This is a genomic window from Sanguibacter sp. 25GB23B1 (genome assembly GCF_040012415.1).
Taxonomy (GTDB): Bacteria; Actinomycetota; Actinomycetes; order Actinomycetales; family Cellulomonadaceae; genus Sanguibacter.
In genome coordinates, this window is sequence record NZ_JBDYKL010000013.1 from 68,947 (window position 1) to 90,999 (window position 22,053).

Here is a 22,053-nt window from a genome sequence, read left to right on the forward strand (position 1 = left end):
GTGGAGCGCCTCAGCCCTGGAGGGTGACGGCGTGGACGCCTGCGAGCGCTGCGGCGAGGAAGGCGGCGGGGTCTTCGGCGAGTCCGCGGCCCATGGTCGAGAGGCCGACGGGTGTGTGGGCGAGCGAGGCTGCGAGCGCGGGGGTGGCGTCGAGGGTGACGAGCTGGTGCTGGGCGGGGCACGTCGCGAGGGTGGTGGCCTGCTCGTGGACGAGGGTGTCGAGGGTGCGGGGGTCCTGGCCGGAGGTGCTGAAGGCGTCGGGTGCGCCTGCGAGGACGGGGACGACGACGTCGGCGGGTCGCAGGGCGACGCGTCCGTAGGCGGTGAGGGAGTGGTGGGAGATGCCGAGGTGGCGGGGTCGGGGGTCGGCGCCGGAAATGCGCAGGGAGGCGACGGGGTGACCGCCCAGCGTGCTGGTGGCGTTGAGGGCTTCGCCTGCGGTGGTGCCGGAGAAGCCCCAGCGGGTGCCGGTGCCGAGGTTGCCGGGGCCTTGGGCGACGATGGTGAGGTCGGCGCCGGTGACGAGGTGGGCGGCGAGGAGGCCGGAGTGGATGGAGACGGCTTCGAGGTCTCCGCCGAAGGCTTGGCCGACGGTGATGCAGGTCTCGAGCCAGCCGGCGTCGCGCAGGCCGGAGACGGTGCGGGAGAACCAGGCGGGCAGGGCGCCGCCGTCGGTCATGACGTAGGCGATGCGGGGTGCGGGTCGGCCGTGCTCGGCGGCTGCGTGGCGGGCGCCGGCGATGATGGCGGGCAGGGCGGAGTGGAGGTCGGCGACGACGACGGGCATGGCGTGGAGGTCGTCGGCGTCGCGCAGGAGGTCGTGGTGGGGGGACTCTTGCTCGTCGACGCCGAGGACCATGGTCTGGAGGGGTGTGTAGCGGGCCTTGACGAGGTGGCCGGCGCCGCGGACGGTGCCGTCGGGTGCGGGTGCGGTCGTCCCGTCGGTGGGGTGGACGGCTACGACGAGGGCGTAGCCGCCTGTTCCGAGGCCGCGGTCGAGCGCGGTGGTGTTGAGGAGGACGGTGTCGCCGGGGCGCGGGTCGCCGACGAGTGCGGGGTAGGCGAGGGCCCGGACCGGTCCGGGGGGTGGTGCGTCGGCCGCGGTGGGGTCGATCTCGACGACGAGCTCTTGTGCCCCGTCCCAGCGTCGCCCGAGCGATACCACCCGTGCATTTCGTCGCGTCATCACCGCGTCAACGCTACTCGACGCTAGCGTTAGGGCGATGCCTCCTCAGACGCCCCCCGCAGCCAGACTGCTCAACCTCGTCATCGCGCTGATGAACACCCCTGCGCGGATGACGAAGGCGGAGATCCGCGCGTCCGTCGCCGGGTACGACGAGGCAGCCACCCCCGAGGCGTTCGAACGCATGTTCGAGCGGGACAAGGATGCGCTGCGGGAGATGGGTGTGCCGATCGTCACGGTGGACGCAGGCGGGCACGCGCAGGATGCCGGGTACCGGATCGACAAGGACGCCTACGCCCTCGCCGAGATCGACCTCACGCCCGCCGAGCTCGGTGTGCTGTCTCTCGCGGCGCAGTTCTGGCAGGACAGCGCGCTGCAGGTCGACACCTCGCGCGCGCTGACGAAGCTGCGCTCGGTGCCCGGCGGGGGAGAGGGGACGGACTCCGTCGCGGGCCTCGCGCCGCGGGTGCGGTCCGTCGCGGGGTCCTACGAGCCGCTGCTCGACGCGATCGTCGCCCGCCGGGTCGTCACCTTCACGTACCGGGCGGCGAGCACGGGCGAGGTGCGCGTGCGCACGGTCGAGCCCTGGAAGGTCGCCGTGCGCGCGGGCGGCTGGTACCTGCTCGGTCACGACCAGGACCGGGACGCGCCGCGGGCGTTCCGCCTCAACCGCATCGAGGGCCTCGTGCGGGCGCGCGGCGAGGCCGGTGCGTTCACGGTGCCGGGGTCGATCGACGTGGACGCGCTCGTCGGGCGCGGGGCACCTGAGCGCGAGGAGCAGGCTCTCCTCGCACTCCTGCCCGAGCGGGCGAGCGCCCTGCGAGCGCACGGGCTGCCCGCGGTGACGGGCCCGGTGGTCCCGGGCCGGGAGATGATCACCCTGACGTACACGTCGTTCGAGGCGACGGCGGACGACATCGCGGGCTACGGTGACGCGGTCCTCGTCGTGGAGCCCGTGAGCCTGCGGGATGCGGTGCTGCAGCGCCTGCACCGTGCTGCGGGTCTTCGTGGGACGCCCGGCTCGAAGACGTCCGACCCGGCCGGTGCCGGAACCCCCGAAGGAGGCGACCGTGGCTGAGCGCGCGTCCGAACGCTTCGTGCGGCTCGTCGGACTGGTGAGCTTCCTCGAGACGAGCGGCCCCGTCCCGGTGGACGACCTGGCCCGCCGCTTCGGCGTGAGCGCGAAGCAGATCCTTGCCGACGTCGACACGCTGTGGATCTCGGGGACCCCGGGGTACTGGCCCGAGGACCTCATCGACTTCGATGCCGACTCCATCGAGCGGGGGATCGTCCGCCTCACGCAGTCCCGCGGGATGACGCGCCCGCTGCGGCTCGGTACCCGCGAGGCCATCACGCTCATCGCCGCCCTGCGGGCGATGGGCGAGGTCGTCGCCCAGGCGGGAGACCCCGAGCAGGCCGCGGTCGTCGGCTCTGCCCTCGCGAAGCTCACCGCAGCGTCGGGAGAGGCTGCCGCGTCGCTCGACGTGCGGGTCGCCGTCGACGCGGCCCCGCACGTGCTGGCCGCCGTGACGACCGCGCTCGGTGCACGCCAGCAGCTGCGCATCGAGTACGTGAGCAACTCGGACGTCACCTCCACCCGCGTCGTGGAACCCATCCGCCTGCTGCCGTCCGACGACTTCACGTACCTGCACGCCTGGTGCACCGACGCGCAGGGGGAACGGACCTTCCGCACCGACCGGATCCTGTCCGCGCAGGTGCTCCCCGAGCCCGCCACCCGCACGGCCGCGCGCACACCGGCACCCGACACGTACCGGCCCACGACCGGCACGGTGGCCGAGGTGACGTTCACGAGCCGTGCACGCTGGATCGCCGAGCAGGTGCCCGTCGAGTCCGTCCGCACCCTCGACTCCTCCGACTTCGTCGTCGCGCTGCGGGTGGGCAACCCCATGTGGTTGCGCCACCTGCTCCTGCGCAACGCACGCGAGGTCGTGGCGGTCTCCCCACGTGACGTCCTCGACGACGTCGCCGACGCCGCCGAGCGTGCCCTCGCCGAGTACGCAGACCTCACCGCGCTCGAGACCGCGAGCGCGGAGCCCGGTCGCAGCGCGGGGCCGGGCGGCACCAGCGACGGTGCCACCACGGACCGTTAGGCTCACCGACATGTGGTTCTGGATCTGGTGCGCACTGGTCGTCGCGACCCTCACGGGGGCGTTCTTCCTCGGACGGTCGCTGTGGCGCAGGGCCACGATGCTCATGCGTGCGCTCGGCGACCTGGAGAGCGTCGCCTCGGGTGCACCTGGTCGGGTGGCGGAGCGGATCGCCGCGAACGGTCCCACGACGCCCCGGGGCGTCGACGTGTTCCGGGACCGCGACGAGCTCGTCGCGGTCGTGGAGGAGCGGCGGGCCGTGCGGCGCGTGCGGGCAGCCGACCGCCGGGCGCAGCACACCGCGCGGTACGAGGCCTGGCGCACCCTCGACCGCTGACGCGAGGGCGCGCCGCGACACACCGCCTCGTGGCCATCTCCCGTTCACCGACGACGGGTACGGTCCCGGTACGGTCAAGCACGGGCGCATGCGTCTAGGATCGTTCTCAAGCAGTCCACCGAGCGCTCGACACACACTGGAGGTCCACCCATGGGTGCACTCAAGCCGATGCACTGGATCATCTTCTTGGTCATCGTCCTCCTGCTCTTCGGCGCGAAGCGTCTGCCGGACCTCGCCAAGAGCGTGGGTCAGTCGTTGAAGATCTTCAAGAAGGAGATCAAGGAGCTCAACGACGACGACACGCCAGCCCCCGTCCAGCCCCAGACGTACCAGCAGCCTCAGGCGTACCAGCAGCCCGGGTCGCCGCCAGCGGGTGGTCCAGCCATACCGGTCGACATGACGAACCCTGTGACGAGGACCGATCCTGCCTCCTCGCCCGGGAGCGCGACCCCGCCGAAGGTCTGAGGTGGCGCGAGGTACCCAGCGCAGGTCGGCCGGGCGCACCCGGCGACGCGACGCCGAGGGGCGCATGCCCCTGCGCTCGCACCTGCTCGAGCTCCGCAAGCGACTCTTCCTCGCGGCCCTCGGTGTCGTCGTCGGCGCGGTCGCCGGCTGGTTCCTCTACGACCCGGTGTTCCAGCTGCTGCAGGAGCCCATCCTCGACGCGGCCGCACGCCGCAACCAGGTGGTCTCCATCAACTTCGGTGGCATGGCGACCGCGCTCGACATGAAGATCAAGATCGCCTTCTTCATCGGCATCCTCGGGACGAGCCCCTGGTGGCTCTACCAGCTCTGGGCGTTCATCACCCCGGGCCTGACCGGGCGCGAGAAGCGGTACACCATCGGCTTCGTCGGCGCCGCCGTGCCGCTCTTCCTCGCAGGTGCCGGTCTCGCGTGGCTCGTGCTGCCGCACGCCGTGCGGATCCTCACCGACTTCCTGCCCGAGGACTCCACGAACCTCCAGGACGCCCAGATGTACCTCGGGTTCGTCATGCGCCTGCTGCTCGCGTTCGGCATCGCTTTCGTCATGCCTGTCGTCATGGTCGCCGTGAACTTCCTCGGCATGGTCCGTGCTGAGACGTGGGCCCGCGGGTGGCGGTGGGCGATCGTCATCGCCTTCGGCTTCGCTGCGGTCATGACACCCACACCGGACGCCCTGACGATGATCCTCGTCGCCCTGCCGATCTGCCTGCTGTACTTCATGGCGCTCGGCGTGTGCGTCCTGCACGACAAGCGCGCCGACAAGCGCACCGCCGCCTTCGACGCCGAGGTCGCCGGGTACGAGGTCTGACCACGTGCCGCCCCGCATCGCGTGAGGTGACCGTCAGCCATCGCCCCTACGCTGGACGCATGGCCACCCCAGCACGGTCCCCGCACACCTCCGAACCCAGCCCGGCCGAGCGGTACCAGCAGTCCCGCGAGCGCGCCGCCCGCGACCGGTCCCAGCTCGGGACGTTCTCCCGCACCCTGGACTTCGAGCTCGACCCCTTCCAGGTCGAGGGCTGCGAGGCCCTCGAGCGTGGGCAGGGCGTCCTCGTCGCTGCGCCCACCGGCGCGGGCAAGACGATCGTGGGGGAGTTCGCCGTGCACCTGGCCGTCGCCGGGGGGCGCAAGGCGTTCTACACGACGCCGATCAAGGCGCTGAGCAACCAGAAGTACTCCGACCTCGTGCGCCGCTACGGCGCCGACTCCGTCGGCCTCCTCACCGGTGACACGACCATCAACGGTGAAGCGCCGGTCGTCGTCATGACGACCGAGGTGCTGCGCAACATGCTCTACGCGAGCTCGTCGACGCTCGACGGTCTCGGGTTCGTCATCATGGACGAGGTCCACTACCTCGCCGACCGGTTCCGCGGCGCCGTCTGGGAAGAGGTCATCATCCACCTCGCCAGCGACGTCCAGCTCGTGTCGCTGTCCGCGACCGTCTCCAACGCCGAGGAGTTCGGCGACTGGCTCGAGATGGTCCGCGGCGACACGGCCGTCGTCGTGAGCGAGCACCGGCCGGTCCCGCTCTCCCAGCACGTGGTCGTCTCGGGTCGGGGGAGCAACCCGGGAGGGATCCTCGACCTCTACGCCCATGCGGTCGACCCGACGGACCCGGGGACCATCCCGCCCATCAACCCCGACCTCCTCGCGGTCATGCGCCAGACGAACGACCACCGCATGAGCGACACCTACACCGCCAGAGGCCGTGGGCCTGGGCGAGGTGGAAGCCGTGGGGGTCCCCGAGGACAGCGCCCGGCCGGCCCCCAGCACACCGGACGACGCGGCCCGCCACGCTTCGCGACCGTCGCCGCCCTCGACGAGGCGAACCTGCTCCCCGCGATCTTCTTCATCTTCTCTCGCGCCGGGTGCGAGGGAGCGGTCGCCCAGTGTCTCGCGGCCGGTCTGCGGCTCACCACCCCCGAGCAGGAGGCACGCATCCGGGCGATCGTCGAGGACCGGTGTGCGGCCATCCCGTCCGAGGACCTCACCGTCCTGGGCTACTGGGGCTGGCTCGACGCGCTGAGCCGAGGCGTCGCAGCCCACCACGCAGGCATGCTCCCGCTGTTCAAGGAGACCGTCGAGCAGCTCTTCAGCGCCGGCCTCGTGAAGATCGTCTTCGCCACCGAGACCCTCGCCCTGGGCATCAACATGCCCGCGCGCAGCGTCGTCCTCGAGAAGCTCGTCAAGTGGGACGGCTCCAACCACGTCGACATCACCCCGGGGGAGTACACCCAGCTCACCGGGCGAGCCGGACGCCGCGGCATCGACGTCGAGGGCCACGCCGTCGTCGTCGACCACCCCGGCCTCGACCCCGCAGCCCTCGCCGGCCTCGCGTCCAAGCGCCTCTACCCCTTGAAGTCCAGCTTCAAGCCGACCTACAACATGGCCGTCAACCTCGTCTCCCAGGTAGGCCGCGAGCGCTCCCGGGAGATCCTCGAGACGTCGTTCGCGCAGTTCCAGGCGGACCGCGGGGTCGTCGGGCTCGCCCGGCAGAGCGCGGCGCACGCCGAGGCCCTCGAGGGGTATGCCCGGGCGATGCAGTGCGAGAAGGGCGACTTCGGTGAGTACGCGCGGCTGCGGCGACGCATCTCGGCGCGGGAGGCCGAGCTGTCGAAGCGGTCGTCGAACGAGCAGCGGGCGACCGTCGTGTCCGCGATGAGCAGGCTGCGACGCGGCGACGTCATCGAGATCCCGTCCGGGCGCAGGGCCGGCTACGCCGTCGTGCTCGACCCGGGCCAGGACGCCGGCTTCGACGGGCCGCGCCCCACGATCCTCACGAGCGACCGCCAGGTGAAGAAGCTCACGCTCGCCGACGTGCCGCAGGGTGTCCGGGCCGTGTCCGAGGTACGGATCCCCAAGGGCTTCAACCCGCGCAACCCCGCTGCCCGCAAGGACCTCACGGCATCGCTGCGGGCCGCGCTGGGCGCGTTCGCGGACTCCGCCGACGGGTCCGCGCCGGGCCGGTCGAAGGCAGGCAAGCGCGGCGGGCACAAGAACGTCGCGGGTCGGCCGTCGTCCGGCGACGACGCGGAGCTCGCCCGGCTCCGGTCCGCGCTGCGCGAGCACGCGTGCCACGGGTGTCCCGACCGTGAGGACCACGCGCGGTGGGCCGAGCGGTGGTCCAAGCTGGACGCCGAGCACCGTGCGCTGCTGCGACGCATCGAGGGCCGCACCGGGTCGATCGCGAAGATCTTCGACCGCATCTGCGAGATCCTCGGTTCCTTGGGTTACCTCATCCCCGGCGAGGACTCCGAGATCGTCGTGACGACCCCCGGCCAGACGCTGCGCCGGCTCTACGCCGAGAGCGACCTCCTGCTCTCGGAGTGCATCCGCAGGCGCACGTGGGAGTCGCTCGACCCGGCCGGCCTGGCGGCGGCCGTCTCCACGCTCGTGTACTCCGCTCGACGGGACAACGCGGAAGGCGATCCTCGGATCCCCGGCGGACCGACCGGCGTCCTGGCACGTGCGCTGGACGCCACGGTCCAGGTGTGGTCCGAGCTCGACGACATCGAGGCAGCGCACCGTATCGAGGCGACCGGGCCGCTCGACCTCGGGCTCGTCGAGGCCGTGCACCGGTGGGCTTCGGGTCGCAGCCTCGACGTGGTCCTCAAGGACACCGAGCTCGCTGCCGGCGACTTCGTGCGGTGGTGCAAGCAGGTCATCGACGTGCTCGACCAGCTGACCAAGGCGGCACCCGAGGACCGCATGCGAGCGACGGCGCACAAGGCGATCGCGTCGCTGCGTCGCGGGGTGGTCGCCTACTCCAGCGTCTAGCGGTGGCGCGCCCGGCGGTGGCATATCGTGGCGGCGTGACCTCGATCCTCTTCCGCAACGGCATCATCCACTCTCCCGCAGACCCTTTCGCGGAGGCGCTGCTCGTCGACGACGGGGTGGTGTCGTGGCTGGGGGCCGAGGACACCGCTGACGGGTTCGCCGCGCGCGCCGACCGCGTGGTCGACCTCGCCGGCGCCCTCGTGGCTCCGGGGTTCGTCGACTCGCACGTCCACGTCCTCGAGACGGCGTTCGCGGCCGAAGGGCTCGACCTGTCGGTCGCCGCTCTGCCCGCCGGTAGCCGTTCCCTGCGGACGGCAGCGCTGGAGGCCATCGCCGTGCGTGCCCGGGCGACCGCGCCCGGTGACGTCGTCCTCGCCCACGGGTGGGACGAGAGCACGTGGGAGGACGCTCGACCGCTCACCGCCGTCGAGCTCGACACCGTGACCGGCGGCGCGCCCGTGTACGCCGCCCGCGCCGACGTGCACTGCGCCGTCGTGTCCACCCGCTTCGCCGAGCTCGCCGCTCTGCGCGGCCTGCCCGGGTGGCACGACGACGGGTTCGTCACGCTCGACGCCAACACCGCCGCCCGGCACACCGCCCGTACGGTGACCCGCGAGCGCCGGGACGCGATGTACGTCCGTACCCTCCAGCAGGCCGCCGCCGGCGGTGTCGTGGCGGTGCACGAGAACAGCGCGCCCGGCATCGACACCCGCGACGGTCTGGCGGCCCTGCTGGACATGACCCACGACCCCCGCAGCGGCCTGCCGCTGGTCGTCGGGTACCGGGGCGAGCTCTGCCGCACGGTCGACGACGCCCGCGAGCTCGTCGACACCGTCCCCGGCCTGCACGGCATCGGTGGCGACCTGTGCGTCGACGGCTCCCTCGGTGCCTGGACCGCAGCCCTGCGCGCGCCCTACAGCGACGACCCGACGACCTCGGGCACGCTGCACCTCGACGCCGACGACGTGCGTGAGCACGTCCTCGCGGTGACGGCAGCCGGTGTCCAGGGCGGGTTCCACGTCATCGGTGACCGTGCCCTCGACGTCGCGCTCGAGGGGCTCACCGCCGCGGCGGCGGTCTCGGCCCAGGTCCGCAGCGCGGTGCGCCGGCTGGGGCACCGCCTCGAGCACGCCGAGATGGTCGACGCTGCCGCGATGGACGTTCTCGTCGCCCTCGGCGTCCGCCTGAGTCTCCAGCCCGCGTTCGACGCCGCCTGGGGAGCGCCCGACGGGTTGTACGCGTCCCGGCTCGGGGCCGCGCGCGCCGCCGCGACGAACCCGTTGGCCGCCCTCGCCTCTGCGGGCATCCCGACGGCCTTCGGCTCCGACTCTCCCGTCACGGCTCTCGACCCGTGGGCCACCGTGCGCGCCGCCGTCCTCCACCACCAGCCCGGACAGCGCATCTCCGCCCGGGCAGCCTTCCGCGCCGCCACCCGGGGCGGGTGGCGCGTCGCCGGCCTCGACCACACCGGTGCGGGCGAGCTGCGCGTCGGCAGTCCCGCTCACCTCGCCGTGTGGCGCGCCGAGCACCTCGGAGTCCAATCCGAGGCCCCCGGCCTGTCGTCCTGGAGCACCGACGCGCGCGCCGGCACCCCCCTCCTGCCCGACCTCAGCGACGGCGCGGGCGCACCGCAGTGCCTGCACACGATGCGCGACGGAGTCCCGATCTTCGACCTCCTCGACTGAGTCGGTCGGTCGGGCGGCCGCCGGACCGACGACACGCCCGGGCATCACCCGACGTCCCGTCGGCGTGTCCGAAAGTTCACCCGGTCGTCATCCCGCCGATTTGTGCCGTTGCCCGGGCCAGAGCCCGTGACCAGCGGGATGTGGCCATTGACAGGTCTGCCCGAGAAGCGGGTAGGTTGCTCGGTGTGCGCAGGACTTCACCCGGCGTCCAGGGGACCGGTACCGTCCGCGGTGCAGGTGTCGTCGTCCGTGCACCATCGGTTGGTTCGCGTGTTCAGTAGAAAACGTCGTACGCCCGTCAGCGTCCGACGGCACGAAGGACACGCGAACCGACCAGCCGCCCGGCACCGGGCCCGGACACCCAGCGCAGTGACGTAACCTGCACTGGTGCTCCCGCATCACACGCCCCGATGGCTCACCCTCGTGCTCGCCGTGAGCGGCGGGCTGCTGACGGACCTCGGCTTCCCGGACACCGGGATCTGGGTCGCCGCCATCGCCGGTGTCGCCCTGCTCTACCTGGCACTGCGTCGCGACTCTCCGTGGTGGAACGCCCTCATGGGCTTCGCCTGGGGCGTCGCCTTCTTCCTCAAGCACATCGGCTGGGCGCAGTACGCGGTCGGCGACGTCCCGTGGGCCGCCCTGAGCATCCTCGAGGCGTTGTTCGTCGCTGCCGCCGCGCTCGCGTGGACCTCCGTCCGCCGCGTTCCCGTGATGACCCGCAGCCGGACGCTCCACGTGAGCGCCTTCGCCCTCCTCTTCGTCGCCGCCGAGCTCGCCCGGTCCAGCGTGCCCTTCGGCGGGTTCCCGTGGGGGAGGATCGCGTTCTCGCAGTCGGAGTCACCCCTCGGCCGCCTCGCGTGGCTCGGCGGGATGCCTCTCGTGTCCTTCGCAGCCGTCGCCGCCGCGGTGCTCCTCGCTGTCGGGGTCGCCGGGCTCCGACGTCTCGACGTCCTCACCTTCGGCGCCTCCGTCGTGACGGCCGCGCTCGTCGTCGCAGCGGGCCTGCTCGTCCCGCTCGACACACGGGCGGAAGAAGGCACCCTGCGGGTCGGAGCAGTCCAGGGCAACGTCGCCAAGGGCGGCCTCGATGCCTTCGACACCCGCCGCGAGGTCCTCGACAACCACGTCCAGGGAACCCACGCCCTGCTCGACCAGGTCGAGCAGGGCGAGCTCGACATCGTCCTGTGGCCCGAGAACGGTACCGACATCGACCCCCAGGTCGACACCGCCGCAGCGACAGCCATCGACGACGCGGCACGTGCCGTCGGAGCCCCGCTCCTGCTCGGAGCCCAGGAGTTCCCCGAGAGCGGCGGCCGGTACAACGTCGCCCTCCTGTGGGAGCCCGGCGTCGGTGTCGTCGACCGGTACGCCAAGCAGCATCCCGCACCCTTCGCCGAGTACATCCCCATCCGCGACCTCGTGCGCCCCTTCTCCGACGCCGTCGACCTCGTCCAGACGGACATGCTGCCCGGAACCGAGCCCGGCACCATCACCCTCGACTCACCACGCCTCGAACGCGACGTCATCATCGGTGACATCATCTGCTTCGAGGTCGCCTACGACGAGCTCGTGCGCGAGTCCATCCTCGCGGGCGGGGAGCTCCTCGTCGTCCAGACGAACAACGCCTCCTTCGGCCCGACCAACGAGTCCACCCAACAGCTGGCGATGACCCAGCTGCGCGCGATCGAGACAGGGCGCACGACCATCCAGATCTCCACCGTCGGGGTGAGCGCCGTCATCGCACCCAACGGGACGATCGTCGAGCGTACGGGCCTGTTCACCGCCGAACAGCTCGTCGAGACGGTCGCGCTGCGGACGTCGCTGACCCCGGCGGTCGTCCTCGGGCACTGGCCCGCACGCCTCGTCCTCGTCCTCACGCTCGGGCTGCTCGTCCTCGCCGCCGTCAGGCGGCCAGCCCGCAACGACCGGCCGACCACCGCGCGACCGACGTCCCGGACGCCCGCCTCGGCGTCGAGAGCACGATGACGGGCGCGCGCGTGCTCGTGGTCGTCCCCACCTATGACGAACGCGTCAACCTGCCGACCCTCGTCGCCGGGGTCCGCCATCACGCACCGCACGTCGACGTGCTCGTCGTCGACGACGCCAGCCCCGACGGGACCGGAGACGTCGCCGACGCCCTGAGCGCGCACGACCCCCAGGTGTTCGTGCTCCACCGGGCCGGGAAGCAGGGCCTCGGCACTGCGTATCTCGCCGCGTTCTCCTGGGCGCTCGAGCGTCAGTACGCCATCGTCGTCGAGATGGACGCCGACGGGTCGCACCGCCCGCAGGACCTGCCCGGCCTGCTCGCGCCGCTCATGGCCCCGTCACCGCCGGCGCTCGTGCTCGGGTCACGGTGGGTGCCCGGGGGAGCGGTCGTCAACTGGCCACGGCACCGCGAGTGGCTCTCCCGCGGAGGCAACACCTACGTGCGTCTCGCGCTGGGCCTGCGGCTCGGAGACGCGACCGGCGGGTTCCGCGCCTTCCGCGCGGACACGCTCCTCGGCCTCGACCTGGCCGGCGTCGCATCGCAGGGGTACTGCTTCCAGGTCGACATGGCGTGGCGCGTGGCGCAGTCCGGCGGCCGCATCGTCGAGGTGCCCATCACGTTCGTCGAGCGCACAGCGGGGGAGTCGAAGATGAGCCGCCGCATCGTCCAGGAAGCCCTGTGGAAGGTCACCGCCTGGGGCATCTCACGACGCGCCCGGCAGCTGCGCCGCCTTGTCCGTCGCAGCTCGACGCAGACGGATACACAGCCGCAGACGACAGCGCCCCCGCCCTCCGAAGGAGGACAGGGGCGCTGAGGACGACCGGTGACGACTAGTACGGTCAGGTCACGCGCTGCGGCGGAGCTTCCCGGCACGCAGGAGTGTCAGCCGCTCGTCGAGCAGGTCTTCGAGCTCCTTGACGGTCCGACGCTCGAGAAGCATGTCCCAGTGGGTGCGCGGCGGCTTGCCGGACTTGGGCTCGGGCTGGTCGGCGTCGCGCAGGAGCGCTTCCTCGCCGCAGCGGCACTCCCACACGACCGGGACGTCGGCCTCGGTCGAGAAGGGCAGGATGATGGTGTGCCCGTTCGGGCAGTCGTAGTGCGCCTGGAACCGGGGAGCGAAGTCGACGCCCTCATCCGACTCCATGCTCTTGGCACCAATGCTCATCCCTCGCAAGGATCGGTCTGCCATGTGGGCCTCCAGGGTGTGTGGACGGTGACGTCACGGACGATGCGTTCATCGGCGGATACGTCAACGATCGCGGTACAGGTTCTCAGTGCTCGACGCTCGATGTTTCAACGCTCGATACCTGTCGCGTGTTCCACGACACCGTGAAGGTATCGTGAATGCGACCTCAGGGCGCGTCAGTGACCGCGACATCCTAGGGCTCGGCGAGCGTCGGCGATGGGCAGGCGCCCATGCAGCCGTCCTATGGTAGCGGTCCGCGCTGCGTAGCGGGCCATCGAGCCGAGACTGTCCCGGGTTATGTTGCTCACGCTCGCCGGTCGGCCTCGACCACGAGCCCCACCTACAAGCACCGATCTCGCGCGAGGACACGAGCCCGCCCGTCTCCCACCGCGGCCATCGTGCGCACGGTCCATCCGCCGGTGTCCGCCGCCCGCCACAGCGCGCCCGCCCACCGACGCTCGTGAGCCCCGTAGTCGCCACCACCGGCTCGCACGACGGCGACGAGCGCGCACGCCCCGGGGAAGTTCTCCGCGACCACCCTGCGAACCAGTGCCGACAGGCCCTCCATCGTGCTCTCGTCGGGCAGCGACGGGAGGTCCTCGACCGGTATCGCCACAGGCAGGATCCGGTCGTCCGGTGTGACGAAGGAGATCCACACGGCCGCGGGACCGGCGGACTCCGGGCCGACGAGACCCACCAGATGGTCGAGCATCTGGTCCGACGACACGAGCACCGTCCCTGGACGCCCGGGGGAGTGACGCTCGGAGAGCCTCTCGGTCGGAGGGACGTCCCAGGCAGGTGCTCGGGTCGTTGTGGACTGCGCGGGCACCTCAGGGGGCGCCGCCTCGTGATGTGTCATGGATGGATCGTCCTCGGTGCGCGCACCCACCGAGGGGATGGTCAGGGCCCCCTGTGGACACGGTAGGCCGTCCACAGGACCCCGCGAGCGGGATGGTGCCGCACCTCTGCGGACTGGTCGGCATCGAGGATGCTCAATGCGTAAGATGTCCGGATGCGAACAGAACGATCCGACGCCGTGCTCGCAGAGTCGACGCCGCACACGGACGCCGCGCACCAGCGCCCCGCACCTCGGAGTCCCAGGAGGTTCACGAACGGCGAGACTGCCCTCGCGAGGTCGTTCAAGGCGCTCGGTGACCCCACCCGACTGCGGGTGCTGTCCCTCGTCGCCGCGCACGAGAACGGCGAGGCAAGCGTCACGGACCTCACGGAGCCGCTGGGGCTCGGGCAGCCGACCGTGTCGCACCATCTGAAGATTCTCGTGGATGCCGGACTCCTCACGCGGGACAAGCGCGGTGTCTGGTCGATCTACTCCTTGGTGCCCGGCGCGCTCGGGACACTCGGCACGAACCTCAGCACGGCGGAAGGGGCCTGGAGCAGAGGACGCGATCTCGAGGCGGAGGCGCCACGGTGAGCGCAGCTGGCGACGTCGACTACGCGCCGTTGACCGCCGACCCCACCTCGGAGGACCTGGCGACGCTGCGCCGGTCGATCCAGGCGGGAGATCTCGGCAAGCCGACGCGCCTGCGGTACGGGAAGAAGCAGCGGGACGGCCTCCTCGTCCTTGGCCTCGTCGGCGGGTTCCTCGGCCTGATCTTCGGGGCCATGGCGCTCGTCTCCCTCGTCCGGGGAGACACCGAGAACGCCCTCATCGGGCTCTGGTTCGTCGGGGGAGTGATCGCCATCGGAGGGATCGCCGGGTTCTTCGCCGGCCGTGGCTCAGAGCGCGGCTGGCACGACGTGTGGCGCCTGGTCACCTTCGCCCGGACCAACGGCTTCGAGGTCACCCCCGAGGCGAAGGTCGTCCTCCTGCCGGGGACGATCTTCACGACGAAAGCCAATGCGTCGACGTCGCACCGTGTGCGATGGACCGTCGGTGGGGCAAGGGCCGAGATCGCGAACCACAGGCGAAGCCCCGGGGGGACGTCGTTCGCCGCTCGTTATCTGGCGATCCAGCTGCCGGATCTCCCGAGCTTCTCGTTCGTCGGGAGAGCCAAGGGGCCTGCGCGACCGGGCCTCGTGCTCGGCACCGAGACCCAGATCGCAGGTCGCCACGCCAACGGCCGAGGAAAGCTCACGAGCGCGGCGAAGGACGCAGAGCGGACCAGGTCGTTCTTCACCGAGGAGATCGTCGACCTGGTCACCGACCCGGAGCATCCGTGCAATGCCGAGGCGATCGGCGGATGGTTCTTCGCGTACTACCGCACGAACAGCGGGACGGACGAGCAGAGCTGGCGGCACGCCTTCGCCCTGGCGGACGCGGTCGTCCGGTCGTCGGCAGCAGCGCGCGAGCCGAGGCAGCTCGGGCGCTCCTGACACCCTGGAGCCCCACACCCTGGAGCACCCTTCCCACACTTCCCACCAACGCCGATAATGTATCTTATGACATTATGGCGGCGAAGAAGCCCGGGAGACGCGCTCCCCGACGCCGCCCGGCGCACGCCACGTGCCGGCACCTGACGACCGGTCGTCCGGCGCGAGACGCTCGCCGACCAGGCCGTGCGCGGTCGCCTCGTTCCCGTCCTGGTGCGTCGCCCGGACGCACCGACGAGTTCCGTCTATGGTCGTCTCGTGGACCTTCCGAAACCCAGTGCCGCCAGCTTTGCGCGCATGACGATCAAGCGCACCCTCATCGCCTACGCGGTCGTCCCGCTGGCCGCCGCCGCGGCCATCGTCGCCCTGGACCACTGGCAGAAGCGCAGCAAGTCGCGCAAAGCGGTCTTTCCGCACGAGAAGCCGCTCCACTCCACCGTCGGCGACACATCGACCACGATCTACACGTTCGGGGTCGAGCTCTACGAGGAGATGATCCGCGCGATCGACGGTGCCACGGAGCGCATCTTCATCGAGACCTACATCTGGAAGAGCGACGCGGTCGGCCAACGGTTCAAGGACGCTCTCATCGCGGCCTCGGAACGAGGCGTCGAGGTCTTCGTGGTCTACGACGGGTTCGCCAACCTCGTGGTCCCCCGCAGCTTCTTCCGGTTCCCCGACACGATCCACGTGCTCGCCTACCCGGTGTTCCGCCCCCAGGTGCTGCTCATGTCCATCAAGCACACCGGTCGCGACCACCGCAAGATCCTCGTCGTCGACGACGAGATCGGCTTCGTCGGCGGGTACAACATCGGTTCGCTCTACGCGACGCAGTGGCGCGACACCCACCTGCGGATCGCCGGCCCCGCCGTCTGGGAGCTCTCGAGCGCTTTCATCGACTTCTGGAACCTCAACGTCCGCGCAGGTCACCCGACCATCCCCTCCCCTGGCACCGAGCTCTGGGACCCCGGTTTCCAGGCCGCGAGGAACGCCCCCGTCCGCCGGGTCTATCCCATCCGCAACCTCTACCTCGAGGCGATCCGGCGCGCGACGAGCCACATCTACCTCACCCAGGCGTACTTCATCCCGGACCGCGAGCTCCTCGAGGTGATCCTCGCCGCAGCGGAGCGCGGCATCGACGTCCGGATCATCGTGCCCGAGGCCTCCAACCACGTGCTCACGGACTGGCTGTCGAGGGGTCTGTACTCGCAGCTCCTCCGATCAGGAGCGACGATCTGGCTCTACCGCAACGCGATGGTCCACGCGAAGACCGCGACGGTCGACGGCGAGTGGACCACCATCGGCACGGCGAACATCGACCGGTTGAGCCTCACAGGCAACTACGAGATCAACATGACGATCTACGACCGGACGATCGCTCAGCAGATGGAGGAGATCTTCACGGTCGACCTGTCCAACTGCCGTCAGCTCGTCCTCGAGGAGTGGGAGCAGCGCTCCCCCGTCGCCAAGCTCGGCGAGATCGTCCTCACGCCGCTGAGCCCGCTGCTCTGAGCAGCCATGGCCTGACGACAGGGCAGGCGCGGCCCGGAGCCGAGCCGTGCCCGGTCGGTCGTGCCGGGTGTCAGACGTCGCGGTCCTGGCGTGCGACGTCTGCGACCTCTTCCTCAGGTCGCGGAGGGACGTTCTCGTCGATCTCGAGGAGCGGCACCTCGTCGAACTCGGGGTGAGCATCGTGGAGATCGTGAGCCACCTGCTGAGCGTGGTCCTCTGACGCGTCGGGGGCAACCGGCTCCCCTGGCGTCTGCTGTGCGTCGAACGTCGCGCTCTGGTCCATCGTCTGCCTCCATCGGTGTGTGCCTCCACGCTAGGCGTGGAGGCAGTCCGGCGCCACCGCGTCGAGGAGCGGCACGATGGCGCCGGAGGGCAGTCCGAGGAGCGCGGCCGTCGTCCGGATCACGCGACGACGAGTACCAGGTCACCGCCCTCGAGCTGCTGGACGGCACCAATCGCCAGACGCTGCACCACTCCCCCGACAGGCGTCGTGATCGCCGCCTCCATCTTCATCGCCTCCACGGTCGCGACGGTCTGACCTGCTTCGACGCGCTGGCCCTCCTGCACGGCCGGTGTGACGGCGCCCGCGAACGGAGCAGCGATATGCCCAGGCGTGCCCGGGTCGGCCTTCTCGACGTCGCTCGCGTCCACGTCGATGCCATGGTCACGGACCTGGATCGGCCGGATCTGGCCGTTGAGCGTGAACATGACGGTCCGCATGCCCCGGACGTCGGGCTCACCGACGGCCTCGAGCCCGACGAGGAGTCGCACGCCGCGCTCGAGCGCGATCTCCAGCTCGTCGCCGGCCTGCAGACCGTAGAGGTACGCCGAGGTGTCGAGGACGCTCACGTCACCGAACGCTGCCTGCGTGGCGAGGAACTCCTTCGTCGGTCCGGCGAACAGGAGGTGATTGAGCCGGTGGCGGCGCACGTGCGAGGAACCCGCGAGATCGCGCAGATCGTCCTCGGAGAGGTCGACGAGGCCGCGGCGGACGGTCCGGCCCTCGAGCGCTCTCGTCCGGAACGGCTCGGGCCAGCCGCCGGGCGGGTCACCGAGCTCGCCGCCGAGGAAAGCGACGACCGAGTCGGGGATGTCGAAGCCCTGCGGGTTCTCGGCGAACTCCGCAGGGTCCGCTCCCCGGGCGACGAGCTGCAGCGCCAGGTCGCCGACCACCTTGGACGACGGCGTGACCTTGACGAGCCTCCCGAGGATCCGGTCCGCCGCAGCGTACGTCGACTCGATCTCCTCGAACCGGTCCCCCAGCCCCAGCGAGATCGCCTGCTGGCGCAGGTTGGACAGCTGGCCGCCCGGGATCTCGTGCGTGTAGACCCGTCCGGTCGGCCCGGCGAGGCCCGACTCGAACGGCGCGTAGAGCTTGCGGACCGACTCCCAGTACGGTTCGAGGTCGCACACCGAACCCAACGACAGTGCGGTCGCCCGCTCGGTGTGCTCGAGGCCGGCGACAAGAGCGGACATCGGCGGCTGGCTCGTCGTGCCGGCCATGACCGCGCTGGCGACGTCGACCGCATCCACACCGGCGGCGATCGCCGCCATGAGCGTCGCCATCTGCCCACCCGTGGTGTCGTGGGTGTGCAGGTGGACCGGAAGGTCGAACCGCTCCCGCAGCGCTCGCACGAGACGCGTCGCCGCCTCAGGACGCAGCAGCCCCGCCATGTCCTTGATCGCAAGGATGTGCGCCCCGGCCTCGACGATCCGGTCCGCGAGGGCCAGGTAGTAGTCGAGCGTGTAGAGGTCCTCGGCCGGGTCGAGCAGGTTCCCCGTGTAGCACAGGGCCACCTCGGCCACGGCGGTCCCGGTCGCGCGGACGGCCTCGATCGCGGGACGCATCTGCTCCACGTCGTTGAGAGCGTCGAAGATGCGGAAGATGTCCACACCGGTCGCCGCCGCCTCGCGCACGAACGCCTCCGTGACCTCGGTCGGGTACGGCGTGTAGCCCACCGTGTTCCGACCGCGCAGCAGCATCTGCAGCGCGACGTTCGGCAGAGCGGCACGCAGCTTGCTCAGCCGGTCCCACGGGTCCTCCCCGAGGAACCGCAGCGCCACGTCATAGGTCGCGCCACCCCACGCCTCGACCGAGAACAACCCTGGCAGCATCCGAGCGACGTACGGCGCCACCGCCTCGAGGTCGTGCGTCCGCACCCGGGTGGCGAGCAACGACTGGTGCGCGTCACGGAAGGTCGTGTCCGTCACCGCAACTGCCGTCTGGGTCCGCAGCGCGCGGGCGAACCCCTCCGGACCGAGCTCGAGCAGGCTCTGCCGGGACCCGGCAGGTGCCGGCGAACCGAGGTCCAGCTCGGGCAGCTTGTACCGCGGGTCGACAGCACCGGTGCCCGCTCCGTGCGGACGGTTCACCGTGACGTCGCCGAGGAAGGCGAGCAGCTTCGTCCCACGGTCCGCACTCTCGCGCGCCGCCAGGAGCTCCGGCCGCTCGTCGATGAACGACGTCGAGAGGTTCCCCGAGACGAACTCGCCGTCCGCGAGCACCGCCTGGAGGAACGGGATGTTCGTCCGCACCCCGCGGATCCGGAACTCCGCCAGCGCGCGGCGCGCACGCCGCACAGCAGTCGGATAGTCGCGACCGCGGCACGTGAGCTTGACGAGCATCGAGTCGAAGTGGCCGCTGATCTCCGAGCCCGCCGTCGCGGTCGCTCCGTCGAGCCGCACCCCCGCACCACCCGGTGACCGGTAGGCGATGATCCGTCCCGTGTCCGGTCGGAAGCCGTTCGACGGATCCTCTGTCGTGATCCTCGTCTGGAGCGCCGCGCCGTTGACACGCACGTCCTCCTGACGGATCCCGAGGTCCTCGAGCGTCTCCCCCGCAGCGATGCGCATCTGCGACGCGACGAGGTCGATGTCCGTGACCTCCTCCGTCACGGTGTGCTCCACCTGGATGCGCGGGTTCATCTCGATGAACACGTGCTCACCGGCCCGCTCCCCCACCGTGTCGAGCAAGAACTCGACCGTCCCAGCGTTCTGGTACCCGATCGCGCGCGCGAACTTCACCGCGTCCGCGCACAACGCCTCGCGCACCGCAGGATCGAGGTTCGGCGCAGGAGCGATCTCGATGACCTTCTGGTGACGACGCTGCACCGAGCAGTCGCGCTCGAACAGGTGCACCACGTTCCCCGCACCGTCCGCGAGGATCTGCACCTCGATGTGCCGCGGACGCAGCACGGCCCGCTCGAGGAACATCGTCGGGTCCCCGAACGCGCTGTCCGCCTCGCGCATCGCCGCGGACAACGCCTCGCGCAGGTCCTCACGACGGTCCACACGACGCATCCCGCGCCCCCCACCACCAGCGACAGCCTTCGCAAAGATCGGGAAGCCCACGACGTCCGCAGCAGCGACGAGCTCGTCGATGTCCGCCGACGGCTCGCTCGACGCGAGCACCGGGATGCCTGCCTCCCGCGCAGCCTTGAGCGCACGGACCTTGTTCCCCGCAAGCTCCAGCACGTCCGCCGGAGGCCCGACGAAGGTCAGACCCGCGTCGACGCACGCCCGCGCCAGGTCAGGGTTCTCCGACAAGAACCCGTAGCCCGGGTACACCGCATCCGCACCAGCATCCTTCGCGACCCGCACGATCTCCGCGATGTCGAGATACGCACGGACAGGGTGCCCCTTCTCCCCGATGAGATAGGCCTCGTCCGCCTTGAGGCGATGCTCGGAGCTACGGTCCTCGTGCGGGAAGACCGCGACGGTCCGCGCACCCATCTCGTACGCTGCGCGGAACGCCCGTACCGCGATCTCCGCGCGGTTGGCTACCAGTACCTTGGAGAACACCCAACACCCCATCGCTCGTCGTCACTGTCGCCCGCGGGCCCACCGTGATCCTCCCACGACTCACCCGCTCGCTCCCGGAGGCATCCGACCGCCGGTCACGCATCATCACCCGCACCAGAGCCCGGCAGACGCCCGTAAAACGATAAAGTGCCTCCGTGGCGATCCTCGGAGTGTGCAGCCTGAAAGGCGGCGTCGGAAAGACCTCGATCACCCTGGGGCTGGCATCGGCCGCGCTCGCAGCGGGCTACCGCACCCTCGTCGTCGACCTCGACCCACAGGCGGACAGCACCCTCGCGCTCGGCGCGACCGGCGCAGCCGCCCAGGACGTCGCAGCGGTCCTCGACAACCCCGCCCCCTACGTGGTCGAGTCGGCGCTCGCGGCGTCGACGTGGGACCCGGACCTTCTCGACGTGCTCATGGGCTCGGGTGACTCCGCCCGCCACGACGGTCCGACGCAGGAGCACCGGCTCCGGCGCCTCGCGTCCGCCCTCGACGCAGTCGTCGACGAGTACGACCTCGTGCTCGTCGACTGTCCTCCGTCGCTCGGCGGCCTCACCCGTCAGGGACTGACGGCCTGTGACCGCGCTCTGATCGTCACCGAGCCGGGCCTGTTCTCGGTGACCGCGGCCGGGCGTGCGCTGCAGGCCATCGACGACCTCCGGCGCCAGCAGGCTCCGGACCTCCGGCCGCTCGGGGTGCTCGTCAACCGGGTCCGCGCACGCTCCAGCGAGCAGACTTTCCGGCAGGACGAGCTTCGAACGTTGTTCGGACCGCTCGTGCTCTCACCGGTGGTGCCTGAGCGCGCGGCACTCCAGCAGGCACAGGGCTCGGGACGATCCATCCACGACTGGCCGGGCGCTGCGGCGGTCGAGCTCGCAGAGCTCTTCGACACGTTGCTCGAGCGCGCCATGCGCTCGATGCAGGGAACCGACGTCCCATAGGGCGGAGGTCCGGCTGCGCGATCAGCCTGCGGTCCGCGCCTGACGTCGGAGCGCGAGCTCGTCGGACGCGTCACCGGGGTGCCCGTCGGCGTCGAGCCGTTCGGTGGGCAAGGTGGCCAAGGTGCCCTCGACCTCACGCCACACCCGGCCGACGGCGATGCCGAAGACACCCTGACCGCCTTGGACGAGGTCGATGACCTCATCCGCAGAGGTGCATTCGTAGACCGAGGCCCCGTCGCTCATGAGCGTGATCTGCGCGAGATCGTCGACCCCGCGCTCACGCAGATGGACGACAGCGGTGCGGATCTGCTGGAGCGAGACACCGGTGTCGAGGAGCCGTTTGACGACCTTGAGGACGAGGATGTCCCGGAAGCTGTAGAGGCGGTGGGTCCCTGAGCCGGTCGCCGGCCTGACGGTCGGTTCGACGAGGCCGGTCCGCGCCCAGTAGTCGAGCTGCCGGTAGGTGATCCCGGCTGCCTTGCACGCGGTCGGCCCGCGGTATCCGACCGACTCGTCGAGGTCGGGTCGATCCTCTCCGAAGAGGAGCCCTTGCGTGCGCTGCGGAACCGATGCACCCGTCCGGGTGCCCACGTCGCTGCTGCCGCTCACTGTCGCCTCCGTCTCAGCGCATCTGCCGGTGGTGAGAGAGCACGGCGCGCTGTTGATCTCCATAGTGACACGAAGTGATTCGTTTTCGGCTGACCGACTGGCGGTCAGCGACG

The 22,053-nt window shown here is 70.9% G+C and carries 19 protein-coding genes; 13 read left to right on the forward strand and 6 right to left on the reverse strand.

Annotated elements, in window-relative coordinates; all coding sequences use genetic code 11:
• Positions 1-10: 10 nt before the first annotated feature.
• Positions 11-1,186 (reverse strand): DUF3866 family protein, encoded by a 1,176-nt coding sequence (locus ABKW26_RS09510; protein WP_348593050.1) that lies wholly within the window; start codon positions 1,184-1,186, stop codon positions 11-13.
• A 37-nt stretch (positions 1,187-1,223) separates the two neighbouring features.
• Here ABKW26_RS09510 and ABKW26_RS09515 point away from each other — a divergent pair, with 37 nt between their 5' ends.
• From ABKW26_RS09515 to ABKW26_RS09555, 9 genes are all read left to right on the forward strand, one after another.
• On the forward strand, positions 1,224-2,261 hold the full coding sequence (locus tag ABKW26_RS09515) for a WYL domain-containing protein (protein ID WP_348593052.1): 1,038 nt from the start codon (positions 1,224-1,226) through the stop codon (positions 2,259-2,261).
• Entirely contained in the window at positions 2,254-3,294 is a 1,041-nt protein-coding gene (locus ABKW26_RS09520) for a WYL domain-containing protein (RefSeq protein WP_348593054.1), read from the forward strand. Before ABKW26_RS09515 ends, ABKW26_RS09520 begins: the two co-directional genes overlap by 8 nt.
• 10 nt (positions 3,295-3,304) lie before the next feature.
• Positions 3,305-3,628 (forward strand): hypothetical protein, encoded by a 324-nt coding sequence (locus tag ABKW26_RS09525; protein ID WP_348593056.1) that lies wholly within the window; start codon positions 3,305-3,307, stop codon positions 3,626-3,628.
• A 150-nt stretch (positions 3,629-3,778) separates the two neighbouring features.
• On the forward strand, positions 3,779-4,093 hold the full coding sequence (gene tatA / locus ABKW26_RS09530) for a Sec-independent protein translocase subunit TatA (RefSeq protein WP_348593058.1): 315 nt from the start codon (positions 3,779-3,781) through the stop codon (positions 4,091-4,093).
• A 64-nt stretch (positions 4,094-4,157) separates the two neighbouring features.
• Complete coding sequence (gene tatC / locus ABKW26_RS09535) at positions 4,158-4,919, forward strand: twin-arginine translocase subunit TatC (protein ID WP_348593060.1); 762 nt, start codon at positions 4,158-4,160, stop codon at positions 4,917-4,919.
• 59 nt (positions 4,920-4,978) lie between these two features.
• Positions 4,979-7,888, forward strand: a complete 2,910-nt coding sequence (locus ABKW26_RS09540) for a DEAD/DEAH box helicase (RefSeq protein WP_348593062.1) — start codon at positions 4,979-4,981, stop codon at positions 7,886-7,888.
• 35 nt (positions 7,889-7,923) lie between these two features.
• Positions 7,924-9,573, forward strand: a complete 1,650-nt coding sequence (locus ABKW26_RS09545) for an amidohydrolase family protein (RefSeq protein ID WP_348593064.1) — start codon at positions 7,924-7,926, stop codon at positions 9,571-9,573.
• 387 nt (positions 9,574-9,960) lie between these two features.
• The gene (gene lnt, locus ABKW26_RS09550; protein WP_348593066.1) at positions 9,961-11,559 is read left to right on the forward strand and encodes an apolipoprotein N-acyltransferase; all 1,599 of its coding nucleotides are present in this window, start codon (positions 9,961-9,963) and stop codon (positions 11,557-11,559) included.
• Positions 11,556-12,374 carry a polyprenol monophosphomannose synthase gene (locus tag ABKW26_RS09555; RefSeq protein WP_348593068.1) on the forward strand — a complete coding sequence of 273 codons (819 nt, stop codon included), beginning with the start codon at positions 11,556-11,558 and terminating at the stop codon, positions 12,372-12,374. Before lnt ends, ABKW26_RS09555 begins: the two co-directional genes overlap by 4 nt.
• A gap of 30 nt (positions 12,375-12,404) precedes the next feature.
• Here the strand turns inward: ABKW26_RS09555 and ABKW26_RS09560 are convergent, their stop codons facing one another.
• Both ABKW26_RS09560 and ABKW26_RS09565 read right to left on the reverse strand, forming a co-directional pair.
• Positions 12,405-12,749: an RNA polymerase-binding protein RbpA gene (locus tag ABKW26_RS09560; protein ID WP_098454398.1), complete on the reverse strand. Its 345-nt coding sequence runs from the start codon at positions 12,747-12,749 to the stop codon at positions 12,405-12,407.
• Positions 12,750-13,086: 337 nt separating this feature from the next.
• Entirely contained in the window at positions 13,087-13,605 is a 519-nt protein-coding gene (locus ABKW26_RS09565; RefSeq protein ID WP_348593070.1) for a hypothetical protein, read from the reverse strand.
• A 153-nt stretch (positions 13,606-13,758) separates the two neighbouring features.
• On the opposite strand from ABKW26_RS09565, the gene ABKW26_RS09570 reads away from it, so the two are divergent.
• The 3 genes from ABKW26_RS09570 to ABKW26_RS09580 all read left to right on the forward strand — a co-directional run bounded on the left by ABKW26_RS09570 (position 13,759) and on the right by ABKW26_RS09580 (position 16,589).
• Positions 13,759-14,178, forward strand: coding sequence for a metalloregulator ArsR/SmtB family transcription factor (locus ABKW26_RS09570; RefSeq protein WP_348593072.1), 420 nt, complete (start codon positions 13,759-13,761; stop codon positions 14,176-14,178).
• Positions 14,175-15,080 (forward strand): hypothetical protein, encoded by a 906-nt coding sequence (locus ABKW26_RS09575; protein ID WP_348593074.1) that lies wholly within the window; start codon positions 14,175-14,177, stop codon positions 15,078-15,080. Before ABKW26_RS09570 ends, ABKW26_RS09575 begins: the two co-directional genes overlap by 4 nt.
• 255 nt (positions 15,081-15,335) lie before the next feature.
• Positions 15,336-16,589 carry a phospholipase D-like domain-containing protein gene (locus ABKW26_RS09580; protein WP_348593076.1) on the forward strand — a complete coding sequence of 418 codons (1,254 nt, stop codon included), beginning with the start codon at positions 15,336-15,338 and terminating at the stop codon, positions 16,587-16,589.
• A 70-nt stretch (positions 16,590-16,659) separates the two neighbouring features.
• On the opposite strand, the gene ABKW26_RS09585 is transcribed toward ABKW26_RS09580, so the two are convergent.
• Both ABKW26_RS09585 and ABKW26_RS09590 read right to left on the reverse strand, forming a co-directional pair.
• Entirely contained in the window at positions 16,660-16,872 is a 213-nt protein-coding gene (locus ABKW26_RS09585; protein WP_348593077.1) for a hypothetical protein, read from the reverse strand.
• Positions 16,873-16,991: 119 nt separating this feature from the next.
• Positions 16,992-20,390 (reverse strand): pyruvate carboxylase, encoded by a 3,399-nt coding sequence (locus ABKW26_RS09590; protein ID WP_348593079.1) that lies wholly within the window; start codon positions 20,388-20,390, stop codon positions 16,992-16,994.
• A gap of 155 nt (positions 20,391-20,545) precedes the next feature.
• Here ABKW26_RS09590 and ABKW26_RS09595 point away from each other — a divergent pair, with 155 nt between their 5' ends.
• On the forward strand, positions 20,546-21,331 hold the full coding sequence (locus ABKW26_RS09595; RefSeq protein WP_348593082.1) for a ParA family protein: 786 nt from the start codon (positions 20,546-20,548) through the stop codon (positions 21,329-21,331).
• A 21-nt stretch (positions 21,332-21,352) separates the two neighbouring features.
• Here ABKW26_RS09595 and ABKW26_RS09600 read toward each other — a convergent pair whose 3' ends face one another.
• The gene (locus ABKW26_RS09600) at positions 21,353-21,940 is read right to left on the reverse strand and encodes a MerR family transcriptional regulator (protein ID WP_348593085.1); all 588 of its coding nucleotides are present in this window, start codon (positions 21,938-21,940) and stop codon (positions 21,353-21,355) included.
• Between the last annotated feature and the right edge of the window lie 113 nt (positions 21,941-22,053).

Bases quoted from the DNA above. Each gene is read 5' to 3' on its own strand.
- ABKW26_RS09515 (WP_348593052.1), top strand. From the start codon at position 1,224: ATGCCTCCTCAGACGCCCCCCGCAGCCAGACTGCTCAACCTCGTCATC.
- tatA (WP_348593058.1), top strand. From the start codon at position 3,779: ATGGGTGCACTCAAGCCGATGCACTGGATCATCTTCTTGGTCATCGTC.
- ABKW26_RS09510 (WP_348593050.1), bottom strand. From the start codon at position 1,186: ATGACGCGACGAAATGCACGGGTGGTATCGCTCGGGCGACGCTGGGAC.
- ABKW26_RS09565 (WP_348593070.1), bottom strand. From the start codon at position 13,605: ATGACACATCACGAGGCGGCGCCCCCTGAGGTGCCCGCGCAGTCCACA.
- ABKW26_RS09560 (WP_098454398.1), bottom strand. From the start codon at position 12,749: ATGGCAGACCGATCCTTGCGAGGGATGAGCATTGGTGCCAAGAGCATG.
- ABKW26_RS09540 (WP_348593062.1), top strand. From the start codon at position 4,979: ATGGCCACCCCAGCACGGTCCCCGCACACCTCCGAACCCAGCCCGGCC.
- ABKW26_RS09525 (WP_348593056.1), top strand. From the start codon at position 3,305: ATGTGGTTCTGGATCTGGTGCGCACTGGTCGTCGCGACCCTCACGGGG.
- ABKW26_RS09555 (WP_348593068.1), top strand. From the start codon at position 11,556: ATGACGGGCGCGCGCGTGCTCGTGGTCGTCCCCACCTATGACGAACGC.
- ABKW26_RS09585 (WP_348593077.1), bottom strand. From the start codon at position 16,872: ATGGACCAGAGCGCGACGTTCGACGCACAGCAGACGCCAGGGGAGCCG.
- ABKW26_RS09570 (WP_348593072.1), top strand. From the start codon at position 13,759: ATGCGAACAGAACGATCCGACGCCGTGCTCGCAGAGTCGACGCCGCAC.
- tatC (WP_348593060.1), top strand. From the start codon at position 4,158: ATGCCCCTGCGCTCGCACCTGCTCGAGCTCCGCAAGCGACTCTTCCTC.